15 protein-coding genes, 1 tRNA gene and 1 pseudogene are annotated in these 18,255 nt (G+C 59.2%); 9 read left to right on the top strand and 8 right to left on the bottom strand.

From position 1 onward, the window contains the following. Position 1 precedes the first annotated feature (1 nt). Positions 2-703, top strand: coding sequence for an NAD(P)H-dependent oxidoreductase (locus tag EJ576_RS23125; RefSeq protein ID WP_126571214.1), 702 nt, complete (start codon positions 2-4; stop codon positions 701-703). 122 nt (positions 704-825) lie between these two features. On the opposite strand, the gene EJ576_RS23120 is transcribed toward EJ576_RS23125, so the two are convergent. Further along, positions 826-1,905 carry a 3-deoxy-7-phosphoheptulonate synthase gene (locus EJ576_RS23120; RefSeq protein WP_122724359.1) on the bottom strand — a complete coding sequence of 360 codons (1,080 nt, stop codon included), beginning with the start codon at positions 1,903-1,905 and terminating at the stop codon, positions 826-828. A gap of 609 nt (positions 1,906-2,514) precedes the next feature. On the opposite strand from EJ576_RS23120, the gene EJ576_RS23115 reads away from it, so the two are divergent. The 8 genes and pseudogenes from EJ576_RS23115 (at position 2,515) to EJ576_RS23080 (ending at position 7,957) form a co-directional block, all read left to right on the top strand. Beyond that, positions 2,515-3,264 carry a carbon-nitrogen hydrolase family protein gene (locus EJ576_RS23115; RefSeq protein ID WP_126571213.1) on the top strand — a complete coding sequence of 250 codons (750 nt, stop codon included), beginning with the start codon at positions 2,515-2,517 and terminating at the stop codon, positions 3,262-3,264. Between the two features lies 1 nt (position 3,265). Further along, entirely contained in the window at positions 3,266-3,697 is a 432-nt protein-coding gene (locus EJ576_RS23110) for a GNAT family N-acetyltransferase (RefSeq protein WP_123474181.1), read from the top strand. Positions 3,698-3,729: 32 nt separating this feature from the next. Next, positions 3,730-3,916: pseudogene (locus tag EJ576_RS23105) on the top strand (transcriptional regulator); the annotation flags it as partial. A 151-nt stretch (positions 3,917-4,067) separates the two neighbouring features. Beyond that, positions 4,068-4,709, top strand: coding sequence for a UvrY/SirA/GacA family response regulator transcription factor (uvrY, locus tag EJ576_RS23100; RefSeq protein ID WP_016977368.1), 642 nt, complete (start codon positions 4,068-4,070; stop codon positions 4,707-4,709). A 1-nt stretch (position 4,710) separates the two neighbouring features. Further along, a complete protein-coding gene (uvrC, locus tag EJ576_RS23095; RefSeq protein ID WP_122724365.1) occupies positions 4,711-6,534 on the top strand; it encodes an excinuclease ABC subunit UvrC in 1,824 nt (607 codons plus the stop codon). 32 nt (positions 6,535-6,566) lie between these two features. Further along, positions 6,567-7,127 carry a CDP-diacylglycerol--glycerol-3-phosphate 3-phosphatidyltransferase gene (gene pgsA, locus EJ576_RS23090; RefSeq protein WP_003232771.1) on the top strand — a complete coding sequence of 187 codons (561 nt, stop codon included), beginning with the start codon at positions 6,567-6,569 and terminating at the stop codon, positions 7,125-7,127. A gap of 63 nt (positions 7,128-7,190) precedes the next feature. Then, a tRNA-Gly gene (locus EJ576_RS23085) sits at positions 7,191-7,266 on the top strand. A 229-nt stretch (positions 7,267-7,495) separates the two neighbouring features. Continuing rightward, positions 7,496-7,957 (top strand): integrase arm-type DNA-binding domain-containing protein, encoded by a 462-nt coding sequence (locus EJ576_RS23080; RefSeq protein WP_122724367.1) that lies wholly within the window; start codon positions 7,496-7,498, stop codon positions 7,955-7,957. On the opposite strand, the gene EJ576_RS30085 is transcribed toward EJ576_RS23080, so the two are convergent. The 7 genes from EJ576_RS30085 to tssI form a co-directional block, all read right to left on the bottom strand. Next, a complete protein-coding gene (locus EJ576_RS30085; protein ID WP_256656643.1) occupies positions 7,920-8,684 on the bottom strand; it encodes a hypothetical protein in 765 nt (254 codons plus the stop codon). The genes EJ576_RS23080 and EJ576_RS30085 overlap by 38 nt on opposite strands. 120 nt (positions 8,685-8,804) lie before the next feature. After that, a complete protein-coding gene (locus EJ576_RS30080; protein ID WP_256656642.1) occupies positions 8,805-9,317 on the bottom strand; it encodes an RHS repeat domain-containing protein in 513 nt (170 codons plus the stop codon). 38 nt (positions 9,318-9,355) lie between these two features. Further along, positions 9,356-11,038: a DUF6531 domain-containing protein gene (locus EJ576_RS30075; protein ID WP_256656641.1), complete on the bottom strand. Its 1,683-nt coding sequence runs from the start codon at positions 11,036-11,038 to the stop codon at positions 9,356-9,358. Between the two features lie 75 nt (positions 11,039-11,113). Continuing rightward, positions 11,114-11,815, bottom strand: a complete 702-nt coding sequence (locus tag EJ576_RS23070; RefSeq protein ID WP_126571212.1) for an Imm25 family immunity protein — start codon at positions 11,813-11,815, stop codon at positions 11,114-11,116. Positions 11,816-11,832: 17 nt separating this feature from the next. Further along, positions 11,833-16,449 (bottom strand): RHS repeat-associated core domain-containing protein, encoded by a 4,617-nt coding sequence (locus EJ576_RS23065; RefSeq protein ID WP_126571211.1) that lies wholly within the window; start codon positions 16,447-16,449, stop codon positions 11,833-11,835. A gap of 53 nt (positions 16,450-16,502) precedes the next feature. After that, entirely contained in the window at positions 16,503-16,931 is a 429-nt protein-coding gene (locus EJ576_RS23060; RefSeq protein ID WP_126571210.1) for a DcrB-related protein, read from the bottom strand. Positions 16,932-16,977: 46 nt separating this feature from the next. Continuing rightward, a partial coding sequence (gene tssI, locus EJ576_RS23055; protein ID WP_256656640.1) for a type VI secretion system tip protein TssI/VgrG occupies positions 16,978-18,255 on the bottom strand: 1,278 nt, incomplete at its 5' end.

Here is an 18,255-nt window from a genome sequence, read left to right as displayed (position 1 = left end):
TATGAAGGTTTTGATTGTTCACGCGCACCCCGAGCCGCAGTCATTCACCGCTGCCTTGCGCGATCAGGCGGTGGCCACACTGGAAGGCCAGGGGCATGAGGTAAAGGTCAGCGATTTGTACGCCATGCAGTGGAACCCGGTGGCGTCGGCGGCGGACTTTTCGACACGGGAAAACCCCGAGTACCTGGTGTATGCCCTGGAGCAGCGGCTGGGGGTGAAGAAGCAGTCGATCGCCGCGGATATCCAGGGCGAGTTGGACAAGTTGTTGTGGGCAGATCTGCTGATCCTCAACTTTCCGATCTTCTGGTTCTCCGCACCGGCCATGCTCAAGGGCTGGATTGACCGGGTGCTGGTGTCGGGCGTGTGTTACGGCGGCAAGCGCTTTTACGATCAAGGCGGCCTGGCGGGCAAGCGGGCGATGGTCACGGTGACCCTGGGCGGGCGCGAGCATATGTTTGGTGCGGGCGCGATTCATGGACCGCTGGAGGACATGTTGCGGCCAATTCTGCGCGGGACGTTGGCGTATGTGGGGTATGACGTGCTGGCGCCGTTTGTGGCGTGGCATGTGCCATACATCAGCGCCGAGGCGCGGCAGGATTTCCTGGTGGGGTATGCGCAACGGCTGCAAGGGCTGGCGGATGAGCAACCCTTGGTGTTTCCGAAGCTTGAGCAGTTTGATGAGGCGCTGTATCCCCTGTCGTGAGCCAAACACTGATCAAATGTGGGAGCTGGCTTGCCTGCGATAACGGTACATCAGCTACAGATTTGTAGCCTGACACTCCGCCATCGCAGGCAAGCCAGCTCCCACATTTCGATCTCGACCAGTCAGTTGGTTTTGTGTTGTTGCCGCAAACGCTCGGCAGCACGGCGCAGCAACTGCTCAGTGCCATCCCAGCCCAGGCAACCATCGGTCACTGACACGCCGTATTTCATCGACTCACTCAACGGCTGGCAGCCTTCGAACAGGTGGCTTTCGAGCATCATGCCGATCAGCGAGGTGTCGCCCTGCAACCGCTGTTCCAGCACCTCGTTGAACACCCCCGGTTGGCGCAATGGGTCTTTGCCGCTGTTGGCGTGGCTGCAATCGACCATGATCCGCGCCGCTACCTTGGACTTGGCCAGGTCGTGCTTCACCTGCGCCACGCTTTGCGCATCGTAGTTCGGCCCACGGTGCCCGCCGCGCAGCACCAAGTGCGTGTCGGGGTTGCCTGGGGTCTGGATGATCGCCGGGTGGCCCTGGCTGTCGACGCCGAAGTGACGGTGCGGGTGGGATGCCGAGCGCATCGCGTCACAGGCAATCGCGACGCCGCCGTCGGTGCCGTTCTTGAAGCCCACGGGCATGCCCAGGCCGCTGGCCATTTCGCGGTGGATCTGCGATTCGGTGGTGCGCGCGCCAATCGCGACCCAGCTGAGCAGGTCATCGAAGTAGCCGGCTGCCATAGGTTGCAGCAGCTCAGTGGCGACCGGCAGGCCCAGGCGCAGCATTTCGCGCATCAATTCGCGGGACAGGGTGAGGCCGGCGGCCATGTCATCGCTGCCGTCCAAATGAGGGTCGTAGGCCAGGCCTTTCCAGCCGATGGTGGTGCGCGGTTTTTCGACGTAGGCGCGGATCACCAGCAGCATCTGGTCGCTGACTTCCAGCGCGAGTTTCTTCAGGTTGCGTGCGTATTCCATGGCCGACTCAGGGTCGTGAATCGAGCACGGGCCGACAATCACCAGCAAGCGGGAATCTTCGCCATTGAGGATGGCACGCACGGCTTGGCGATGGGCGTGGACTTGTTCGTTGAGGAACGGGCTGAGAGGCAGTTGGTGCTTGAGCTCAAGGGAGCTGGGCAGGCGCTGGGTCAGGGCTTCATTGGCGCTGGTCAGTGCAGAAATCGGCAGAGCGGCGGTGGCAGAGTTCATGTTCAAGGCTTCCTGGGCAAGCGGCGGGCTGTTCCCGCGCGCTCTGCCCTACTGGGGTGTTCGACAATTGGCCGTATTGGCTACGTGTGTTGGCTTGCCACCAAGAGGTGACCGATCGGAGGCGGCAGGCTGTCCCGAGCGGAGCTGGCTAAATCGCCATGCAGTGGAAGTGTCGTAGCGGTAATAGGTGGCGTAGTTCATGTCGTGTGTCCTTTAAGTGTTCTTCAAAAAGTTTTAGAGGCTGAAAAAACAAAACCCCCGGTCGGGGAGCCGACCGGGGGTTAGATTTCTCTGGTAGGCGACCCCTTGAGTAGTGGGCGCCGATTTCAGGTATCAGGCGCGCCAGTGGCTAAACCAATACCCAAAATAAAAGCTGACCAGTGCGCTCGAACCGTTCACGCGGGTAGCCGACACCGAGCGCGGGGCGCTGGCAGCAGAGCAAACCTGAGTGTGGGTGAGTTGCAACATGGTGTGTCTCCAAATGATGGGCAGAGCTTACTCGACGCGCACGGGTGGTTTCAATCAGAAATTTCTATCGTCGTGGGGGACTTACGGCTATGGGAGAGTGCCGATATGCTGATCACACTCTGACAATGCTGGAACGCGACCATGACCGCCTTGACCATTGCTGCTGCACAATCCGTTTCTATCGCGGGCAATCTGCCGGCCAATATTGAGCGGCACCTGGTGTTCATGCGTGCGGCGGCGAAGCAGGGTGTGCAGTTGCTGGTGTTTCCAGAGCTTTCGTTGACAGGTTATGAACCGTCCCTGGCGGCCGGGTTAGCGATTGAGCCAGGCGACACGGTCTTGACGCCGCTGCGCGAAATGGCGCGGGAGCTGCGGTTGACGGCGGTGGTGGGCATGCCTATCCGCCTGTCGCCTGGCTTGGGCGTGTTGATCGGCGCACTGGTGCTGGGGGTGGATGGCTCGCTGGCGATCTACACCAAACAGCATCTGCACCCTGGCGAAGAGGTTGCGTTTGTCCCAGGGCAGGGCGGTTCGGCCTTGGAGTGGGGGGATGATCGGATAGCTTTGGCGGTATGCGCGGACTTCTCCCATGCCAGCCATCCACGTCGGGCGGCTGAGGCGGGTGCTACGATTTATGCCGCTGGTGTGCTGATCAGCGAGGGCGGCTACGCGACCGATAGCACATTGCTCCAAGGCTATGCGGTCGAACATGGGCTGCTGGTGTTGATGGCCAACCATGGTGGTCCATCCGGTGGTTATGTCTGCGCTGGTCGCAGCGCTATCTGGGCGGCTGATGGCGGTTTAGTCGCCGCCGCCTCCGGTGTCGGCGACTCGCTGGTGATTGCCCGTCGTGAGGGTGGGCAGTGGGCTGGGCAAGTGATGGCTGTCTAAAATGGCGTTCCAACTGCGCGCGGCAACTGATCGGGACCTGCCATTCGCCCGAAGCCTGACCTTCGAGGCCATGAGCCGCTATTACCAGCAATACGACCTGATGTGGTCCAACGATGGCTTCGACGTCGCTTGGGGCGGCCGTGAAAACTGGCTGATCTGCAATGACGACGTGGTGATGGGCTTTGTCAGCCTGAGCCGCGATAGCCGCGCGCTCTATATCCGCGAGCTGCACATGCTCGAGACCTGTCGCGGACTTGGCGCAGGCAGCTGGGTGCTGGAGCAGATGGCGTCCAAAGCGCAGGCGTTGGGTCTGTTGCGTTTGACCGTATTCAAGACCAATCCGGCCAGGAGGCTTTATCAGCGCAGGGGCTTGAGCATTGTCGGTGAGGAGGATTGCTTCTGGCGCATGGAGCGTGCCTGCCCATCCAGCTAATTTCTGTGGCCCATTCCAATACGCGCATACTGGTCAAGGCTAATGCACAAGGGAAATACGAAAGTGGGGGACGGGCACCTAGGGCGGGAGAAAGTCCTGGCGGACTACCGCGCCATGTTCAAGGAGGACCAAGACGCGATCCGCCGTTTGACCTCGACCCTGGCCGAGCATTCTTTTGCGCATAACGGAAAAACCAAGCCGCAGCCCCAGGATTCCTGACCCGCTGCCCAGTAAATAGAGCCGTCCACTTCTCGGTGGGCGGCTACTGTGTGTTCAAACACTATATATATGACGCTTGCAGCTAGGTCTGCGCCTTGGTTTTTTGCTAAGGTGTTCAGCAACCTATAAGACCATATCGCGAGGTGTCTGCTTGATTAGGGTGCTAGTAGTCGATGACCATGATCTCGTTCGTACAGGCATTACACGAATGCTGGCTGACATCGATGGCCTGCAAGTAGTCGGCCAGGCCGAGTCCGGGGAAGAGTCCCTGATCAAGGCTCGGGAGTTGAAACCCGATGTGGTGCTGATGGACGTCAAGATGCCCGGTATAGGCGGTCTTGGTGCCACGACCAAATTGTTGCGCAGCCATCCGGACATCAAAGTCGTGGTGGTCACTGTGTGTGAAGAAGACCCGTTCCCGACGCGCTTGTTGCAGGCTGGGGCGGCGGGTTACCTGACCAAGGGCGCAGGCCTGGCGGAGATGGTGCAAGCCATTCGCCTGGTGTTTGCCGGCCAGCGTTACATCAGCCCACAGATTGCCCAGCAATTGGCCATCAAATCCTTCCAGCCCGTCAGCGACTCACCGTTCGATGCGCTGTCGGAGCGGGAAATCCAGATTGCCTTGATGATCGTCGGCTGCCAGAAGGTGCAGAGCATCTCTGACAAACTGTGCCTGTCGCCCAAGACCGTCAACACCTACCGCTATCGCATTTTCGAGAAGCTCGCCATCAGCAGTGATGTTGAATTGACCCTGCTCGCGGTGCGCCACGGCATGGTGGACGCCAGCGCCTGACATGACCACGCCGTTTGATCCCAGTGCCTTTCTCTCGACCTGCAGCGGCCGTCCCGGCGTGTACCGCATGTTCGACAGCGAGGCGCGCCTGCTTTATGTCGGCAAAGCCAAGAACCTGAAGAACCGTCTGGCGAGCTACTTTCGCAAGAGCGGTCTCGCGCCGAAAACCGCTGCGCTGGTGGCGCGTATCGCTCAGGTCGAAACCACCATCACCGCCAATGAAACCGAAGCGCTGCTGCTTGAGCAGACGCTGATCAAGGAGTGGCGGCCGCCCTACAACATCCTGCTGCGAGACGATAAATCCTACCCCTATGTGTTTTTATCCGACGGCAACTTCCCACGGCTGAGCATTCACCGTGGCGCGAAGAAGCAGAAGGGCAAGTATTTCGGACCCTATCCCAGTGCGGGCGCGATCCGCGAGAGCCTGAGCCTGCTGCAAAAGACATTTTTTGTGCGCCAGTGCGAAGACAGTTTCTACAAGAACCGCACACGGCCTTGCTTGCAATACCAGATCAAGCGTTGCAAGGCGCCTTGTGTGGGCCTGGTCGAACCGGCGGAGTACGCCGAGGATGTACGCCATTCGGTGATGTTCCTTGAAGGCCGCAGCAATGCCTTGACCGATGAGCTCTCCGGTGCCATGGAGCAGGCCGCCAGCACCCTGGACTTCGAGCGCGCCGCCGAGCTGCGTGACCAGATTTCGCTGCTGCGCCGCGTCCAGGACCAGCAGAGCATGGAAGGCGGCACCGGCGACGTCGACGTGATTGCGGCCTTCGTCAACCCGGGCGGCGCCTGTGTGCACCTGATCAGCGTGCGTGGCGGGCGGGTATTGGGCAGCAAGAACTTCTTCCCGCAGACAGGTATAGATGAGGAAGTGGCCGAAGTCATGGCAGCGTTCCTTGGCCAGTACTACGTCAGCAGTCCCGAGCGCGATTTGCCGTCGGAGCTGATCGTCAACGTGGTGCATGAAGATTTCCCCACACTGATCGAGGCGATCCACGAACTGCGCGGCCGCGAGTTGGATATCAGCCACCGTGTACGCGGCACCCGCGCGCGCTGGCAACAACTGGCCGTGACCAATGCCGAACAGGCTCTGGGTGCGCGCCTGGCCAATCGACAGCACGTCGCCGCGCGCTTCGACGCCCTGGCCGAAGTCCTCAACCTGGACGAGCCGCCGCAGCGCCTGGAGTGCTATGACATCAGCCACTCCAGCGGCGAAGCCACCGTGGCGTCCTGTGTGGTGTTCGGGCCGGAAGGGCCGATCAAATCCGATTATCGGCGCTATAACATCGAAGGCGTCACCGCCGGCGATGACTATGCCGCCATGCACCAGGCCCTGACACGGCGCTTCAGCAAACTGAAGGACGGCGAGGGCAAACTGCCGGATATCCTGTTGGTGGACGGCGGCAAGGGGCAGTTGTCCATGGCCCGTGACGTGCTCAACGAGCTGGCGGTGCCGGATCTGATCCTGCTCGGCGTGGCCAAGGGCGCCACGCGCAAGGCCGGTTTCGAGACGTTGTACTTGAATGATGCCGCCCATGAGTTCACCTTGAAGGGCGACTCACCTGCGCTGCACCTGATCCAACAGATCCGTGACGAAGCCCACCGTTTCGCCATTACCGGCCACCGTGCCCGGCGTGGCAAAACCCGACGAACCTCAACCCTGGAAGGGGTGGCGGGGGTCGGGCCGACACGGCGACGCGACTTGCTTAAACATTTTGGTGGCTTGCAAGAGCTATCCCGTGCCAGCATTGACGAAATAGCCAAAGCACCCGGTATCAGTAAAAAGCTCGCTGAGTTGATTTATGCGAATCTGCACAGCGAATAGAATGCCTTTCCACCTCGTAGCCAGTTGTGCCGATGAATATCCCTAATCTGATCACCGTTCTACGCGTCCTGCTTATCCCGATTTTCATTCTGTTGTTCTATTTGCCGTACGAATGGAGCTATGCGGCCTCCAGTTCCGTGTTCGCCTTCGCGGCCGCCACCGACTGGCTCGACGGCTACCTGGCCCGTCGCCTGGAGCAGAGCACGCCGTTCGGCGCGTTCCTGGACCCGGTGGCCGACAAGCTCATGGTGGCTGTCGCGTTGGTTCTACTGGTGCAAGAACACGGCAACCTGTGGCTGACCTTGCCAGCCGCCGTGATCATCGGTCGCGAGATCGTCGTCTCGGCCCTGCGTGAATGGATGGCCGAAATCGGCGCCCGCGCTCACGTGGCCGTGTCCAACATGGGCAAGTGGAAAACCGCCGCGCAAATGCTTGCGCTGGTTATCCTACTGGCCAACCCGTCGGACTTCTCCTTCTGGGTCCTGACTGGCTACGCCTTGCTGCTGATCGCCGCTGGCCTGACCTTGTGGTCCATGCTCCAGTATTTACGCGCGGCCTGGCCGCATCTGCGCACTACCGTTGAAAAGAAATAAAACTTTTTTGAATCAAAGGGTTGACGGGTTCTGATAATTCTATAGAATGCGCATCACCAAGACGCGGGAATAGCTCAGTTGGTAGAGCACGACCTTGCCAAGGTCGGGGTCGCGAGTTCGAGTCTCGTTTCCCGCTCCAAATATCGATCTACAGAGTTCCATGGAAGTCTGTAGGTTATTGAAAATAGACGCTTAGGCGTCTTTTTTCGTTCCAGTGCGATCCACCAGAATCCGCCTCCAGCCACGTTTCTTAAGTACAGTTTTGAGTACATAGAATCCGGGCAGCGAGCGCAGCGGTTTTTGGGGGGAACGCCCCGGTCCGGCATCGATATACATCTCCTCGGCCCTACGAGACGGGAGATGTACTCATGGCCTTGACCGATACCGCCGTTCGCCAGGCGAAACCTACCGGTAAAAATTACACCCTCAAAGACTCGGGTGGGCTTGCGCTGTTCGTGGGTCTCAAGGGTGCCAAGCAATGGCACTTCCGCTTCTATTGGCTGGGCAAGCAAGCGCGTATTTCACTGGGCGTTTACCCGGCAGTCAGTCTCAAAGACGCGCGCACGGCGCAGGACGAAGCGCGTGCGTTGGTCGCCCAGGGTGTTGACCCTCGTTCCAATCGCCGTGAAGCGCGACTGGCCGCCAGTGCCTCGACGGAGAACTCTTTTCGTCGCGTTTTCACAGACTGGCGCGCGTTTAGGGCCTTGAGCCTGAAGGCCGGACGCCAGAGCACCTTGTCGCAGATCGATCGTCACTTCGACAAGGACATCCTGCCTTGGCTGGGTGATCTGCCTATCGTCGAAAGATGCTCAGCCCGGTCTCATAGGTGAGCTGTTCCGGCAACCCAGCGAGGTTGGTGTGGAAGTAGAAGATCTCTTCACTACCGGGCTTGCCATCAATCCGCGCCAGCGGTTCGTAGCTGTCGGGATTGGCATACACATACACACTGCCGAAGCCGTGTTCCACCTCCTGCAACAGCCGTAGCCCTTGCCACACAAACTGCACATCGCTTTGTGCCTGCTCGCTGTCGTTGCGGTACACCCGTTTGCTGATGCGCCGTCCCAGCGGATCATAGCTGTACTCACTGCGCAGGCGTTGCCAGCCCTGATCCTGCTCGACACAGACCAGCCGCTGTTCGGCGTCGTAACGAAAGCGTTGCACGGTGTGGCTGCCGATACGCTTTTCACTCAGGCGCCCGAAGCGGTCATAACGGTAGCGTTTGTCCTCGAACACCTGCACGCGGTTGTGCTTGACGTAACCGCTGCCCCGACCGCTTTGCATCAGGTTGGCGGCGGCGTCGTAGTTATAGGTTTCGCGGTGCAGTTCCGGATTGTGCGGGCTGCTTTGGCGGTGGTCGCGCAGGCGCTCGGTGGCGTCGTAAGTGTAATGTTCTTTGCCTTCGACACTTTTGCCGTGGCTCTGGCCGAGAAAGCGCCCCATCAGGCCATCGTCCGGCAGCGGCTGGCGGGGATCGCTGCCACCGCGACGCTGGGTCTGGGTCAGGCGCTCGATGATCAGGTTGTCGCTGGCGTCGTACTGGTAGTTTTTTTGCAGCACGGGCAGTTCTTCGCGGGCTGCGTTGCGGTAGTGCAGGGCTTTCCGGCTGAGACGGCCGCTGCGGTCGTAGCGGGTACGGGTCAGCAGGCTGCCCTGGGTGCGCAGGACTTCGTCGTGCAGTTAGTCGCGTTCGAGGTCGCAGATCACCCGGCCATTAAGGTTGAGTTGATGCAGGTGGCCGCTGCCGTAGTACAGGTGATTGAGCTGGCGTTGGTCGGGTAGGGTCAGGGTTTCCAGGTTGCCCAGGGCGTCGTAGCGATAACCCAGTTCACCGGCATCGCTGCTTTCGCTGAGCAATTGGCCGAGGGCGTCATAGCGGAATTTCAGTTGCTGCTGTTCGCCGTTGTGAGCTTTAAAAGTGATCGCCAGCAGGTTGTCAGCGGGATCGTAGGCATAGTCGGTGATGCCATCGTCAGTCGTTTTACGCAGCAACCGGCCTACCGCATCGCGGGTGAAGCGATGCTCGATCGGCATGTCTGACTCGTACGGTGGCGGGCCGTCCTCGGAAGTGTTGCGCGGTTCCGGCGCTGGCGTGGGATGAGCATCGGTGCCGGTGATGTCGTCCACCGCGTTGTAGTGGTAAACGCGGTAGCTACTGTCCAGATCGGTCTGGGTGGTCAAACGATCCAGCACATCCCACTTGAAACGGTAGGCCTCGTCGTTCTCATTGCTCAGCTGTTGCAGGCGTCCATAGGCGTCATAGCTGAATCGTACTTTAAGACCGAGCGCGTCAATACGCTGCTGGATCCCCCGCTCGGATCGTAGTGGTACTGCGTGCGCAGGTTGGCCGGGTCGATGTAGTCAGTGAGCTGGCCGGTCAGGTTGCGTTGGTAGCGGTCGACGCACCCGTCCGGGCGTTCGCTTTCGATCAGGTGGCCGCGAGTGTCATACCGGTACTGGGTGGTCTCGCCTCGGGCATTGGTGCTGGCGCACAGGTAGCCGCGCTCGTCATAGCGGTAGTGGTTTTCTGAATTGGAGCAATCGCGGTACAGCAGTAGTTGCCCATAACGGTTCCACGCCAGGGTCTTGTACTTATCGTGGGCGTCGATGATTTCCACCACTTGGCCCTGGGGGGCATAGCAGTAACGGGTGGTGTGCCCGAGTGGATCTTTTTCACTGAGCAGATTGCCGCGTTCGTCGTAGCTGAAGGTACTGGTGTGGCCGCCACGGTCGGTGATGCTCAGGGGCAAGGCCCAGTGTTCGGTGTAGAGGATGTATTCGCTGCGCCCGAGCGGGTCACGGGTGTCGATCAGGCGTCCGATGTCATCGTAGACGTACTGCCATTCGCCACCCTGCGGGTCGGTGGTTTTGAGAAGTTGTCCGGCGAGCAGGTCGCTGTGCCAGCATTGGCCCAGCGCGTCGATATGGTGGTAGACCTCGTACAGCGCGCCCCAGTAATAGCGTTCCTCACGGCCAAGGCTGTCGACGACGCGGGTTTCGCCCTTGGCCAGGTCGTATTCGAAGCGATAGTCCTCGCCATCGCTGCCCCAGTGGCGGGTGACCCGCCATTCGTGGTCGGGCTGTGGTTCCAGCAAGGGCGGGAGGGTGTAGGGCGTGCCGTCGGCGCGGACGGGTTGTGGCCGTTCATCTGGGACGGCGAAAGACGCCCATGCATAGTGACGTGTGGCGCCAGTGGGCAACGTGTGGCTGCTCATGGAACGTTCGGGCGTGTAGGTGAAACGCCGCAGCACCTGGTCGCGGGTATCAAGTACCGTGCTCAAATCGCCATGGCTGTCATAGAGGTAGCGCACCAAGGGTTCGGTACGCTCCAGATGGCCGGGGTCTTCGTCACTGAAGTACAGGCGCTCAACCTGCTCAACTCGGCGTGGGTGCAGGTCGTTGTAGCGCAGGCGGACGGTGATGCGGCTGTTGGGGTCGAGCAGATGCAGCAATCTGCCCTGATCGTCATAGTGCAGGTTGACGGTATTGCGGTTGCGGTCGCCCAAGCGTACGAGACGTGAACGTCGCGGGTTGTGCGGATCGGTTTCAAACACCTGATACAGGCCGTCATGAATGTCCTCGACCACCGTCAAACCGTTACCCATCTCGAAGAACGCCAAGCCATCGAGGGTGCTGATAAAGCGATTGCCGGGCTTGAGTTGCCCCAGTTCCAGGCGCTCGCCCCCGGCGTTGATGTACACCCACAGGTCGCCGCCGTCCGGATGAGTCACGCGCACGATCTCAACTTCGTAGAACACGCTCCAGCCGACGCCGAACAGCCCGTTGTCGCGGCGGTCGAGGCTGTTGTAGCGGCGTGCCCACACGATGGGCAGGATGCCAGGGAGGGTGAAGTCCAGATTTTCCGGGCCATCCTGGAGCTTGCTGCCAGTGGACACCGCCACCGGGTTGCCCACCGAGTAGATCCGGTAGCTTATCTTTGGCCAGTTGTTCAGGCATCCCTGCGGAATCGGATAGGGTGTCCTTAAAGTTTATATTTTTATTGGGTGTTGAGCGGCATATCTGGTTGAGGTCTCAATGAATGCGAACTCTGCAAGAACGGATGAGAGGTCAAATGGTGGTGTTAGATAATCTTTAAGGAAGTCGGATGATGCTTGAGAAGTGCTATTCAATATGTCTGGCGTAACATCTTTTATGTGTTTGATTGTTTTTGAAAGGCTTTTTCCGCTTTTTTTGTATAGGCTTATTAATTCGTTGTGGATTTGTGGAAATGTGTGGTGTTGTTTTAGTTGCTCGTAGGCTTCTAGAAAATGATGATAAGCCATCATTCGCTGTGCGGTGGTATGGCTTGTTGCTACGAGGGAAGGGAATAGTAATTCTTCTTGTACAGCGTTTGCAAGCGCGTCAGCGTGGGGGATAAGTCTAATGATGCGCTGCTGGCATTTCGATAAAAAATCTGGGTCTTCTTCATACGTTATACCAATTGCTATTTTGAATGCGCTGCAGTTTGAATCTAGTGAGCTGTCTGGATAGTTGATTGGGCCTACCCACAGATCGGTCGTGAGAGAGTCATCTTTATTTGTTGTTATGATTATGTAGCAGTAATGCTTGCTGTCAGGTATTGCCCGGCAAAGAGAAGTTATGTTTTTTGACCATAGAGGGTAAGCTGGTGCGAATTTGTGCTCAAAAATAAGAGTGTGTAAATTCTCTATAATCGAATTTGCTCGAGGCATATAGGTATCTCGTGATATTAAAATGGGGCTTTCGGGCCAAATGTCCAAGGAATATTGGCGTTTTCTAGCTTTTGTAAAACGCTGCCCATCTCGGGCGCTACTCTTGGGTCATGCTCAAAGTGCCAGTGTGGATTTGCACCCTGCGAATTTTTTAGTGTAATGTCTTTGTCAATTTGTTTTGTCATTCGGTTCAAGCTCTCTGTCGAGCGAGGGCCTTTTTTGAAGTTGTCGGATTTATATTCAATATCCCGACCTTTGTAATGACTGTCATATGAGCGTTGTCTGCCGAAGTTTCTACCCTTTTGAGGGCCGAATATTTCTATTACGCGCTTGTCATGCCATTTTTTTGCCCAGCTCAGGAATCCTCTCCCAGACTTTCCACATTCCCAGCCCCAGGGATCGATCCAGCCTGTTGGATTCGGCGCGTATTGATAAGGGTTAATCCCACCCGCCAACCCAATCGGATCCGGCTGGGTAAACCGCCCCACATCCGGATCAAAAAACCTGAAGGTGTTGTAGTGCAGCCCGGTTTCGCGGTCAAGGTACTGGCCCTGAAAACGCAGATTCTGCTCACTTCCCGCCTGCCAATCATGCCACTCGTCCCGGCTCTTGCCCCAGGCCTGATACTCGCTGTGCCACACCGTGTTGCCGTCGGTGTCGGTCAGCTGTTCCGGCAGCCCGGCCAGGTTGGTGTGGAAGTAGAAGATCGCCTCGCTACCTGGCTTGCCATCGATACGGGCCAAGGGCTCATAGCTGCCCGGATCGGCATACACGTACAGGCTGGGCCTGCCGTCCTGTACCTCTTCCAGCAGGCGCAAGCCCTGCCAATGGAACAGCATGCGGTGGCTCGGTTCGCTGGCGTCGTCGTGATACACCTGCTTGCTGATGCGCCGCCCCAACGGGTCGTAGTTAAAAACAATGCGCTGGGCCATTGATCCCTGATGCTGGCGGATACAGATCAGCCGGTGTTCTGCGTCGTATTCGAAGTGCTGGATGCGGCTGCTGCCGCTGCGCTTTTCACTCAACCGCCCAAAGCGGTCATAGCGATAACGCTTGTCTTGGTAGACATGCACGCGGTTGTGCTTGATCAGGCCGTTGACCCGGTAGCCATCGAACAGATTGCCGGCCGCGTCGTAGTTGAGGCTCTCGATGTGCTGGCCCAGCGACGCGGGGCTGCTGCGGTGCATGCTCTGGATCTGCTCGACCGGGTTGTAGCCGTATTGGGCGCTACCTTGATAGCTCTTGCCGGTCGATGATTGGTTCTGGAAGCGACCAATCAGGTTGTCGTCATTGGCCGCTGCGGTCGGGTGATTAGCGCCTGGGCGCTGGGTCTGGGTGAGTATCTCGGCCACCAGGTTGTCGCTGACATCGTACTGATAGTCCTTCTGCAACAACGGCAGCACCTCCCGGGCGACGTGCTGGTAGTTCAGGGCCTTCTGGCTGAGCCGGCCATTGCGGTCGTAGCGGGTGCGGGTGTGCAGGGCGCCCTGGGTGCGCAGCACTTCGTCGTGCAGTGCATCGCGCTCAAAATCGCTGATCAGCCGGCCGCCCAGGTTGATTTGATGCAGGTGGCCGCTGCCGTAGTACAGGTGGTTGAGTTGGCGCTGATCGGGCAGGGTCAGGGTTTGCAGGTTGCCCAGTTCATCGTAGTCATACTGCAGCAGACCGGCACTGTTGGTTTCGCTAAGCAATTGACCGAGAGCATCGTAGGTATAGTCGAGCCGCTGCTGGTCACCCTGGTTGTCGGTGAAACTGATCGCCAGCAGGTTATCGGCGTTGTCGTAGCCGTACTCGGTGACCCCATCGTCGGTACGTTTGCGGGTCAACCGTCCCAGGGCATCACGCTCGAAATAGTGCACCAGTGGCATGTGCGGTTCGGCGCTGTCCTTGCCATCCAGCTCGGACTCGGCATTTGGCGCGGGGATATGACGGATACCGGTGACATCACCCAGCGGGTTGTACTGGTAGATGCGCCCGCTGCCATCCAGATCTTGCTGGGCCAGCAGGCGGTCCAGCACGTCCCACTCGAAGCGGTAGCGTTCGTTGTTTTCATTGCTCAGGTGCAGCAGGCGGTCATAGGCGTCGTAGCCAAACTCGACGCTGTGGCCGAGGGCGTCAACACGCTTGATCAGACGACCACTGCGGTCATAACGTAGGCGGGTGATACGCTGGGCCGGGTCGGTATAAGCCGTAAGCTGGCCGGCGGCGTCGATGTCGTAGCGGTCGATGCGGCCATCGGGGCGCTGGCTTTCGATCAGATAGCCACGGGCGTCGTAGCGGTAATGAGTGTGCTCGCCGCGGGCATTGATGGTTTCGCTAAGCAGGCCGCGCCGATCATAGCGGTAGTGGGTCTCGTTGTTGGAGCAGTCGCGGTAGTTGAGCAATTGCCCGTGTGCGTTCCAGCGCAGGTATTTATGCTTGGCCAGCGGGTCGGTGATGCATTGGACTTGGCCTTGGCTGTCATACCGGTACTGGGTCTTTCGACCGAGGGGATCTTGCTCCCACAGCAGATTGCCCTGGCTGTCATAACCGAAGCGTTGGGTGCGCCCGGCGCCATCGGTGATACTCAGAGGTAACGCCCAGTGGCGGGTGTAGCGGATCCGTTCGCAGCGGCCCAGTGGGTCGCGGGTTTCGATCAGGCGGCCGAGTTCGTCGTAGCCGTATTGCCATTCGCCGCCTTGCGGGTCGATGCTCTTGAGCAGTTGGCCGCTGAGTACGTCTTCCTGCCAGCAGTGGCCCATGGGGTCTATGTGTTTGTAGATCTCATAGAAGGGTCCCCAGTAGTAATGGTCCTGGCGCCCGAGGCTGTCGGTGACGTGGGTTTCGCCTTTTTCCAGGTCGTATTCGAAGCGGTAGTCCTCGCCATCGCTGCCCCAATGGCGAATGACCCGCCACTCATGGCTGGGCTGAGGTTCGAGCAGGGGTGGAAATTTGCAGGGGCTGCCGTCTGCGCGCACCGATTGAGGGCGTTGTGCGGGAACGTCGAAGCGTTGCCATTGATACTGCCGAGTCGCCCCACTGGGCAGGGTGTGGCTATCGAGGTAGCCGTGCGCCGTGTAGGTGAAGCGACGCAGGACTTGGCCGGTGGCATCGAGCACTTCCTGTAACTGGCCGGCTGGGGTGTAGCGATAGCTGGCAAGGACTTCGGTGTGTTCGATCCGGGGATCATTGCCCAGCTTGATGTAGAGTCGGTCCACTTGGCTGACCCGTCTCGGGTGCTGCGTGTCATAGCTCAGCCGAACGGTGGTTTGGCTCAAACCGTCGCACACGTAGTGCAGTCGGCCTGTTTGATCGTAGAGAAGCCCCAACGTATTCAGGTTACGATCGCCCAGCCTGGTCAGGCGTGAGCGTCTCGGGTTGTGCGGGTCGGTCTGGAAGACTTGGTAGAGACCGGTGTAGATGTCCTCGACCACGGTCTGTCCGTCTTCCAGGTGAAAGAACGCCAACCCATCGAGAACGCTGACAAAGGCATCGCCTGCCTTTAGCCGACCCAGTTCCAGGCGGGTGCCTTCTTCGTCGACATAGATCCACAACTCGCCGCCCTCGGGGTGGGGCACGCGCAGAATTTCCACTTCGTAGGGCACACTCCAGCCCATGCCAAACAGGCCGTCGCTGCGCAGGTCGTTGCTGTCGTAGCCCCTGGCCCATTCAATGGGAAGCAGGCCGGGCAATGTGAAATCGTGATCCTCAGGGCCGCCCAGCACCTTGCTTCCGGTTGAAACAATCACCGGGCTGCCTTTGCACGGACGGATGCGCGGCTGCGGTTTTGGGCTGCCCTTCGGTCGCGGCCGAAGCTTGATTTTGCGCGAGATCAACATCCCGGCCACCATGCCGGTGAACTGCGCAATCTTGCTTTTGCCATTGCGGATATCCCGCACGGTCAGTGGCTCGCCACCTATGCGAACGTTGGGAGACACATTGGCATCGCTGTCGATGGCGGCATCACACGTGGTCTTGTCGCCGGCTCGGGCGGCAGGCTGCCCGTTGATGAACACCTTGCTGGACCCCTGCGCGATGTAGGCATCGGGCATAGGGGGATGGCGTTCGCAGGTGACCTTATCCTGTTCCGCCGGCTCCGTTCCCGGGGCTGCTGGCGTTGTGACAGGAGGATTGAAGATGTCGTAGATCGCCATGCCCAGGCCGAGCACAGGTAAGAGCATGGGCGCGGCGGACATTGCCATTGCGCCTACGTTGTCCAGAAATGACGGTTCTGACTCCTCTTCGGGTGCGTCCGCACCGCCACCTCCGGAGCTGCGCCCTGCAGCCCGAGCAGCGGCCTTTCCGTTGACGTGGGTATCTTGCGAGCCGCTTTCGATCTTGCCGAATGGCTCTGCCGGGAACACGCTGTTGGCGAGCGAATCACACCCATCGGTGATGGCTTCACCGATGCTCTTATCGCCTATGGGAATCATGCTGGCACCGCCTACCAGTGCTCCAGCAATCACAGGAACCAGCACTGCCGCCGCACCGCCCGTACCCACCACCGCGACAACGGTGCCGGCGATAGCCGCCGCAACGAGAGCGGTCGCGGCGGCGTAGACAACCGCTTCTGCCAATGCACTCATCAGCTCGGCAGCCAGGGGGGGGTGAAGGATCACGTCTCCTTCCCTGGCGGCATGGACGTTCTGCGCCATTGGTGTGTGCTCCTTGCTGAACTAGCGTGTATGCAAATGGGGGAGTGAACTGATCAGGTAAAATGCAGGCTGTCTTTGATCGCCCGCCAATGGCTGATATCGGCTTCGGTAAGCGCGCTGTGTTTGCTGTAGTTCAGGACCAGCAGGCGTTGTTGCCCAGGCAGTTGGCAGGCCAACTGAAGCTGGTACATAGGCTGATTTCCGTGCGTGAACTGGAGTGCTGCTTCACGACCTTCGATTTGCTTGTCTTTCCCAATAAAAACGGTCACAGCATCAGTGCAGGTCAATGCAGTGAGCCGTTTGTGCAGCAAGTCCAGTTGAAACGTGTACGCGTCATCCAGGCTCTGGTGTTCTGGTAGCGCGCTACGAGCGATGACCAAAGTGGTTTGTCGCTCGCGAAACTGGAGCATGTTCAGTGTTGTGTCTTCGGGCATCTCATCGCCGAGGTCGACGTTGAGATCCTGAGTCAGGTATCTGGCCATTCAGGTGTTCCTTATTTGGGGAAGTACGGGTCAGTCATCAACGGTCTCAGTCGTGCTGAAAATGGCTGTTGGCTTCGTCTTGGAGCGCACTGGTATCTCGCCCGTCAGCGGAAACGGCAGCAGTGCCGCCTTCCACGTTGAGATCCAGCATGCCGTCGGGGGTGTTGATTTGGCCGGACTTCAACCCGGTGATATTGAAGTTCTCGCAGGTGATGTTCAGCGTGCCGTTGGCATGCAACTCGATCACCGTCTTGCCGCATTTCAGGCGTAAAGCGTTGCCCACTTCGACGGTGTAATCGTCGGCGACTGAGTCACTTTTGCTGCCGCCCACTTTCAAGGTGTCATTGGCCTTCACCACCCGCATGCGGGTGCGGCCGACGGTGATGGTTTCGTCCTGGCCGACCTGGCTGCTTCGGTCCGCGCCAATCGATTGGGTCTGGTTGTTCTTGACGATGGTGTTCTGATCTTTCTGGGCATGGATAAACACCTCCTCCTGGCCCAGCTCATCCTCAAAGCGCAACTCATTGAAGCCTTCGCCCTTATGGGTGCGGCTCTTGATGGTCATCCGCGTCTTGTGTTTGGGCAGCTCGTAGGGCGGCAGGTTGGTCTGTCTGTAGGCGGCCCCAGTGGCGATCGGCTGGTCAGGATCTCCATCCAGGTGGCTGATCACTAACTCCTGACCCACACGTGGGATCGCCATGGAGCCCCAGGTCGCCCCGGCCCAGCCTTGGGTGACACGGATCCAGCACGAGCTGTGGTCGTTGTTTTTGTCCGTGCGATCCCACGGAAACTGCACCTTGACCCGGCCCCATTCATCGCAATAAATCTCTTCCCCTGGCGGGCCGACCACCGTTGCGATCTGCGGGCCGTCGATGCAGGGTTTACTGCGTAACGGGGCTTTCCAGTCCGAGGTCCAGCGGATGGCGCTGGCTTCCAGCGTGTAAGAGGTGCCGAGGCCGCTACCGAACGATTCTTCCTGCAGGCTGGTGTGCTGTTTGCCCTCGTGCTTGATGGCGATGGTGCGCCAGCGATCATTGAAGTCTTCACGCGGATGATCGTTGAGGTCGAAGGCCAACCCCGGTTGCAGGCGTTCATCGTCACCTTCCAGATGCGCCAGCTTGGCGTCGTTGCGTAACGCGGCCAGGCGGGTCTTGGTGAATGGCTTACCGGCGATGTCGCGTTTGTAGCGGCCGGGGTAGTCGTAGCGTTCGTAATCCTTGTGTTGGTTGTTCAGGTCCTGGTCGCCGGTGGCGGTGTGCTGTTGGTTGTAGCGCGGATGGGTGAAGGTGTAGTCGCGCTGCACCTGCACGGCGGTGCGCACTTG

The organism is Pseudomonas sp. C 49-2 (assembly GCF_003970195.1).
Lineage (GTDB): Bacteria > Pseudomonadota > Gammaproteobacteria > Pseudomonadales > Pseudomonadaceae > Aquipseudomonas > Aquipseudomonas canadensis.
The sequence above is the reverse complement of the archived record's forward strand: the minus strand, read 5'-3'. Positions and strand labels throughout refer to the sequence as shown.

Bases quoted from the DNA above. Each gene is read 5' to 3' on its own strand.
- EJ576_RS23125 (WP_126571214.1), top strand. From the start codon at position 2: ATGAAGGTTTTGATTGTTCACGCGCACCCCGAGCCGCAGTCATTCACC.
- EJ576_RS23120 (WP_122724359.1), bottom strand. From the start codon at position 1,905: ATGAACTCTGCCACCGCCGCTCTGCCGATTTCTGCACTGACCAGCGCC.
- EJ576_RS23115 (WP_126571213.1), top strand. From the start codon at position 2,515: ATGACCGCCTTGACCATTGCTGCTGCACAATCCGTTTCTATCGCGGGC.
- EJ576_RS23110 (WP_123474181.1), top strand. From the start codon at position 3,266: ATGGCGTTCCAACTGCGCGCGGCAACTGATCGGGACCTGCCATTCGCC.
- uvrC (WP_122724365.1), top strand. From the start codon at position 4,711: ATGACCACGCCGTTTGATCCCAGTGCCTTTCTCTCGACCTGCAGCGGC.
- pgsA (WP_003232771.1), top strand. From the start codon at position 6,567: ATGAATATCCCTAATCTGATCACCGTTCTACGCGTCCTGCTTATCCCG.
- EJ576_RS23080 (WP_122724367.1), top strand. From the start codon at position 7,496: ATGGCCTTGACCGATACCGCCGTTCGCCAGGCGAAACCTACCGGTAAA.
- EJ576_RS23070 (WP_126571212.1), bottom strand. From the start codon at position 11,815: ATGCCTCGAGCAAATTCGATTATAGAGAATTTACACACTCTTATTTTT.
- EJ576_RS23065 (WP_126571211.1), bottom strand. From the start codon at position 16,449: ATGGCGCAGAACGTCCATGCCGCCAGGGAAGGAGACGTGATCCTTCAC.
- EJ576_RS23060 (WP_126571210.1), bottom strand. From the start codon at position 16,931: ATGGCCAGATACCTGACTCAGGATCTCAACGTCGACCTCGGCGATGAG.